Raw genomic sequence first — 6,178 nt, 5'->3', positions numbered from 1 at the left:
CTCTGGGGCGCCCTGGCCGAACAGGGTTGGACCGGGCTGCTGGTGCCCGAACAACTGGGCGGATACGCGCAAGGCTTCACTGAGATGGGCGAGGTCGTCGCCGCGCTCGCCACGCAGGTCGCGCCGGAACCGGTGGTGCCGGTGCTGGTGTTTGCCGGTCGGCTGCTGGCCCATGCGGGTGCCAACGAGCTCTCAACACGTCTGCTGACCGAGCTCGCCGAGGGTCGCACCCTGCCCGCTGTGGCCTGGCAGGAAGACGTCACCGGCACGAAAGACCGGCCGGGCCAGGCGGCGACCAGGCTGGAGCGCCAGGTCGACGCCCTGCTGCTCAATGGCTGCAAGCGCCATGTGCGCCCCGGCGCCGGGGCCGACGGCTACATCGTCAGCGCCACCGGCCCCCAAGGTCTGGCCCTGGTGTGGGTGCAGGCCGATGCGGCCGGCCTGACCCTGTCGAGCCAGTCGCTGGCCGACGGCAGCTATGCGGCACAGATCGACTTGAACAGCGTTCGCCTGCCCGCCAGCCACCTGCTGGCCGAAGGGGCCGCCGCCGAGGCCGCGCTGACCCGCGCCTACGATGAAACCCTGGTATTGACCAGTGTTGAACTGCTGGCCCTGGCGCGCGGCATGCTGTCCATGACGCAAGACTACCTGCGCACGCGGATCCAGTTCGGCAAGCCGATCGGCAGCTTCCAGTCGCTGCAGCACCGCGCCGTCGACCTGTTGATTCAGCAGGAACTGACCGCCAGCGTGGTGACCCAGGCCCTGGCCCTGCTCGATGACCCGGACGGCGACGCCAGCGCCCGCTCGGCCATGGCCAGCCGCGTCAAGTCGCGCGCGTCGGACGCCGGCTTGCAAGTGGCGCGCGAAGCGGTGCAACTGCACGGCGCCATTGGCGTCACTGATGAAAACGACATCGGTCTGTACCTGCAGCGTGCCCTGGTGCTGTCCGCCTGGCTGGGCAATGGCACCCAGCAGCGCCGCCGCTACGCCAACCTCACCCAAAACGCCACCGCGCAGGAGCACGCATGAACACCACCGCCTCCAGGGCCACCGACTGGAATGCACTCGACAACGCCAGCTTCCGCGCCGCCCTGCGCGAATTTTTTGAAAAACATTTCCCCAGCGAATGGCGCTACCCGCAACGGCGCCTGCGCTGGTCCGAAATCGGCCCTTGGTACCTGAAGCTGTCGGAAAGAGGCTGGGTCGCGCCGAGCTGGCCCACGCAGTACGGCGGCATGGGCCTGAGCCCCGAGAAACTCATCATCTTCATCGAAGAGCAGGAGCGCTGGGGCGTGGCGCGCGCGCCCGACATGGGCATCACCATGGTCGGCCCGCTGCTGATCAACCACGGCAACCAGACCCAGCGCGCCTACTACCTGCCCAAAATCATTGCCGGCGAGCACATCTGGTGCCAGGGTTACTCGGAACCCAATTCGGGCTCCGACCTGGCCAGCCTGCGCACCGAAGCGGTGGTCGACGGCGACGACTTCATCGTCAACGGGCAAAAGACCTGGACCACGCTGGCGCAGGACGCCACCCACATCTTCCTGCTGGTGCGCACCGACAAAACGGCCAAGAAGCAGGAAGGCATCAGTTTCCTGCTGGCCGACATGAAAACGCCGGGCATCACGGTGCGCCCCATCCGCAACATCGCGGGCAGCGAAGACTTCTGCGAGGTCTTCCTGGAAAACGTGCGCGTGCCGCGCAGCAACATCGTGGGCGAGCTCAACAAGGGCTGGACCATCGCCAAGGCGCTGCTCGGCTTCGAACGCATCTTCCTGGGCAGCCCCAAGCAAAGCCAGTACGCGCTGGCGCGCGTGCAGGAAGCCGCGCAGCGGCTCGGCCTGTTCGAAGACACCGGCTTCGTGGACCGCTACACCAAGCTGGCGCTGGACGTGGCCGACCTGGGCGCGCTCTATGGCCGCTTCATCGAGCAGGTCAAACGTGGCGAAACCCTGGGCCCCGATGTCTCCATGCTCAAGCTGTTCGGCACCGAAACCTATTCGCGCCTGGCCGACCTGCTGGTCGATGTCATGGGATCGAGTGGCGGCACGCCCGGCTCCACCGCCCTGCCCGGTGGCAAAACCGATGCATTGACCAGCTTCTACAACGCGCGCCCAGCCACCATCTACGGCGGCAGCAACGAGGTGCAACGCAACATCTTGGCTGCCAGCGTGCTGAGGCTGCCGTCATGAGCGCATCGGGCTATCCGGCATTTGACGGCCCCGGCCCGGATGCTCAGTTCGTGCAGGCGCTGGCGCAAGGCCGCTTTCAGATCCAGCACTGCATGGCCTGCGGCCAGCATGTATTTTATCCGCGCGCGCTGTGCACCCATTGCGGCTCGGCCCAGCTCGACTGGATTGAACCCAGCGGGGTCGGCTGCGTCTATTCCAGCACCACGGTGCGCCGCAAGCCGCAAGCCGGTGGCGACTACAACGTGGCGCTGGTGGACCTGGCCGAAGGGCCGCGGCTGATGTCGCGCATCGATGGCATTGCGCCTGACCAGGTGCGCATCGGCATGCGCGTGCAGGCGCGCGTGATCGACGATCCGGCCAAGGGCAAGTTGCTGGTCTTCTTCCCCGCGGGCGCCACACCATGAGCGCCGCGTCGGGCCGTTCCCAAGCAAGCTCGCACCGCTGTGCGCAGCACGAAGGTCCTCCATGAGCACCACATCTCCCCTGCGCGGCGCGGCCGCCATCGTGGGTGCCAGCCTGGGCGGCGTGCCCATGACCCCCGGTCGCAGCGCGCTCGAAATTCTGGGCGAAGCGGTGCACGGCGCGCTGGCCGATGCCGGCTTGAAGCTGTCCGATGTCGATGGCCTGTTCACCGGCTCGTCCTACCACTTCCTCGCCGGTCTATCGGTGGCCGAATACCTGGGCATCCATCCCAAGTTCTGCGAAGCCACGATGGTTGGCGGCTCGTCTTATGTGAGCCACCTGCTTACCGCCGCCATGGCGCTGCACACCGGCCAGTGCGAAGTGGCGCTCATTTGCTACGGCAGCAACCAGGGCTCGGGCTTCGGCAAGCTCAAGTCGATGGCCGAAACGCCCTTGTACGAAGCCCCCTACGAGCCGCGCTACCCGATCTCCAGCTACGCGCTGGCGGCCGCTCGCCACATGCACCAGTACGGCACCACGCGCGAGGACCTGGCGCACATCGCGGTGGCGGCGCGCCAGTGGGCGCAACTCAATCCGCTGGCCCATGCACGCGATCCGCTCAGCATCGAGCAGGTGCTGGCTTCGCGTCTGGTGAGCGATCCGCTGTCGGTGCTCGATTGCTTCCTGGTCACCGACGGCGGCGGCGCCCTGGTGCTGGTGCGCAGCGAGCGGGCGAAAGACTTTCCCAAGCCACCGGTCTATGTGCTGGGCGCGGCTGCGGCCACCTGGCACCGCCAGATCGGCTCCATGCCCGACCTGACGGTCACCGCCGCCGCCGAGTCCGGGCCGCGCGCCTTCGCCATGGCCGGGCTGGCCCTGAAGGACGTGGACGTGCTGGAGTTGTACGACGCCTTCACCATCAACACGCTGCTGTTCCTCGAAGACCTGGGCTTTTGCGCCAAGGGCGAAGGCGGCGCTTTCGTGCGCAACGGGCGCATCGCACCGGGGGGCGCGTTGCCGGTCAACACCAATGGCGGCGGCCTGTCGTGCTGTCACCCGGGCATGTACGGCATGTTCCTGCTGATCGAGGCCGTGCAGCAACTGCGCGCCGAGGCCGGCGACCGCCAGGTGCCGAATGCGGAGATCGCCCTGTGCCACGGCAACGGCGGCGTTCTTTCCAGCCAGGTGACGGCCCTGCTGGGCACGGCCGCCACCGTCTGATTTTTCATATCAACAACCAGGAGTCATTTCATGAGCAAGGGCAACATGCTGCAAGACAAAGTCGCCGTGGTCACCGGCGCGGGCCGGGGCATCGGCCGCGACATCGCACTGATGATGGCGGCGCAAGGCGCCAAGGTGGTGGTCAACGACATCGGCGCCTCGGTCGGCGGCGAAGGCAATGACGCCAGCCACGGCCAGCAGGTGGTCAACGAGATCAAGGCCGCTGGCGGCCAGGCCGTTCTCAGCACCGACAGCGTCTCGACCTGGCCCGCGGCCAACCGCATCATCGAATGCGCGGCCGACACCTTCGGGCGCATCGACATCGTCGTCAATAACGCCGGCATCCTGCGCGACCGCCTGTTCTTCAACATGTCGCCCGAGGAGTGGAGCGCCGTCATCGACGTGCACCTCAACGGCAGCTTCTTCACTTCGCGCGCCGCCGCCCCGCACTTCAAGACGCAGAAGTCGGGTGCCTATGTGCACATGACTTCCACGTCCGGCCTGATCGGCAACCTGGGCCAGGCCAACTACGCCGCTGCCAAGCTGGGCATCGTGGCCATGTCGCGCCACATCGCCGGCGACATGCAACGCTACAACGTGCGTTCCAACTGCATCTCGCCGTTCGCCTGGAGCCGCATGATCGGCGCCATCCCCACCGACACACCCGAGCAGCAGGCACGCGTGGAAAAACTAAAAAAACTCGGTACCGAGCAGATTGCGCCCATGGCCACCTTCCTGGCCAGCGATGCCGCAGCCGACGTCACGGCCCAGATCTTCGCCGTGCGCGGCAACGAGATTTTCCTCATGAGCCAGTCGCGCCCGATCCGCGGCATGCACACCGCCGAGGGCTGGACACCCGAGACCATCGCCGAGCGCGTGTTGCCCGCCATGAAGCAGAACTTCTATCCGCTGGAGAGCTCGAACATCGTGTTCTCCTGGGATCCCGTCTGACGTCATCTGCCATGGCGATCAACTACGAGAAACTGATGGCATGGCCGTTCGAGGACGTTCGCCATCGCTACACCCAGCGCGACACCATGCTCTACGCATTGGGCGTGGGCCTGGGCACCGACCCGACCAACGAGACCGAGCTGCGCTTTGTCTATGAAAAGAACCTGCTGGCGCTGCCCACTCTGCCGGTGGTGCTGGGCTATCCCGGCATGTGGCTCAAGGACCCGGCCACCGGCGTTGACTGGGTGCGGCTGGTGCATGGCGAACAGGGCTTGCGCCTGCACCGGCCGGTGCCGCCCGAGGGTGAAGTGATCGGGCGCACGCGGGTGAGCCAGATCATCGACAAGGGGCCGGACAAGGGGGCTCTGATCTACACCGAGCGCACGGTGACGGACGCCACCAGCGGCGAACTGCTGGCCACGCTGACCTCGACCACCTTCTGCCGCGCCGACGGTGGCTTTGGCGGCCCGGCCGGGCCGGTCAAAACCGTGCATGAGCTGCCCACGCGCGCGCCTGATCACAGCGACGATTTCGCCACCCAGCCGCGTGCCGCGCTGATCTACCGCCTCTCGGGCGACTACAACCCGCTGCACGCCGAACCCGCGGTGGCAAGCGCCGCTGGTTTCAAGCAGCCCATCCTGCACGGCCTGGCCACCTACGGCATCGCCGGCTGGGCACTCACCCAGCGCGTCTGCGGCGGCGACCCGAGCGCCCTGCAGTCGCTGGATGTGCGTTTTTCGTCACCCGTTTACCCCGGCGAAACGATACGCACCGAGCTCTGGGTGGATGGGAAGGTCGTTTCCTTTCGCGCCCGCGCCGTAGAACGCGACATCGTCGTGCTGAACAACGGACGCGCCGAGCTGCGCTGACCGTCCTTTGCCTTTCATTTTCGTTTTCGTTTTCAATTTTTTTCAAGGAGCCTCAACATGAACTACGCTGACTTTCAATTCCTCAAGTTCGACCACAAGCCCAACGGCGTGCTGGTCATCACCATCAACCGCCCCGAGGTCATGAATGCCACCAATGGCCGGCTGCACTGGGAGCTGACCAAGATCTGGGGCGTGGTCACTGACGATGCCAAGACCAAGGTGGCGGTCATCACCGGCGCGGGCGACCAGGCCTTCTCGGCCGGCGGCGACCTGGAATGGGTGGCCGGCATGGTCGGCAACCCGAAGGAAATCGCCAACACCATGACCGAGGCTTCGGACGTGGTCTACAACATGATGGCCTGCGACAAGCCCATCATCTCGGCCATCAACGGCGTGGCCGTCGGTGCCGGTCTGGCAGTCGCCTTCCTGGCCGACATCAGCATCATGGCCGAGGAGGCCAAGATTACCGACGGCCATGTCAAGATCGGCGTCGCCGCCGGCGACCACGCAGCCATTCTGTGGCCGCTGCTGTGCGGCATG

General features: G+C 66.3%; 7 protein-coding genes. All 7 read left to right on the top strand.

What is annotated here, in order from left to right; translation table 11 throughout:
* Positions 1-1,029: acyl-CoA dehydrogenase family protein (locus ABYB95_RS15250; RefSeq protein WP_372659421.1), on the top strand; the 1,029-nt coding region annotated here is incomplete at its 5' end.
* The gene (locus ABYB95_RS15245; RefSeq protein ID WP_008905470.1) at positions 1,026-2,195 is read left to right on the top strand and encodes an acyl-CoA dehydrogenase family protein; all 1,170 of its coding nucleotides are present in this window, start codon (positions 1,026-1,028) and stop codon (positions 2,193-2,195) included. The genes ABYB95_RS15250 and ABYB95_RS15245, both read left to right, overlap by 4 nt.
* Positions 2,192-2,599, top strand: a complete 408-nt coding sequence (locus tag ABYB95_RS15240) for a Zn-ribbon domain-containing OB-fold protein (protein WP_008905469.1) — start codon at positions 2,192-2,194, stop codon at positions 2,597-2,599. The genes ABYB95_RS15245 and ABYB95_RS15240 overlap by 4 nt, the downstream gene beginning before the upstream one ends.
* 61 nt (positions 2,600-2,660) lie before the next feature.
* Positions 2,661-3,818 carry a thiolase gene (locus ABYB95_RS15235; protein ID WP_372659420.1) on the top strand — a complete coding sequence of 386 codons (1,158 nt, stop codon included), beginning with the start codon at positions 2,661-2,663 and terminating at the stop codon, positions 3,816-3,818.
* 30 nt (positions 3,819-3,848) lie between these two features.
* Positions 3,849-4,769, top strand: a complete 921-nt coding sequence (locus ABYB95_RS15230) for an SDR family oxidoreductase (RefSeq protein ID WP_372659419.1) — start codon at positions 3,849-3,851, stop codon at positions 4,767-4,769.
* A gap of 11 nt (positions 4,770-4,780) precedes the next feature.
* Positions 4,781-5,638: a MaoC/PaaZ C-terminal domain-containing protein gene (locus ABYB95_RS15225; protein ID WP_008905466.1), complete on the top strand. Its 858-nt coding sequence runs from the start codon at positions 4,781-4,783 to the stop codon at positions 5,636-5,638.
* Positions 5,639-5,695: 57 nt separating this feature from the next.
* The coding region (locus ABYB95_RS15220; RefSeq protein ID WP_372659418.1) for an enoyl-CoA hydratase-related protein at positions 5,696-6,178 on the top strand (483 nt) is incomplete at its 3' end.

The organism is Hydrogenophaga sp. (genome assembly GCF_041633695.1).
Lineage (GTDB): Bacteria > Pseudomonadota > Gammaproteobacteria > Burkholderiales > Burkholderiaceae_C > Hydrogenophaga.
Note: the sequence above shows the minus strand (reverse complement) of the source record. Positions and strands in the feature narration are given on the sequence as shown.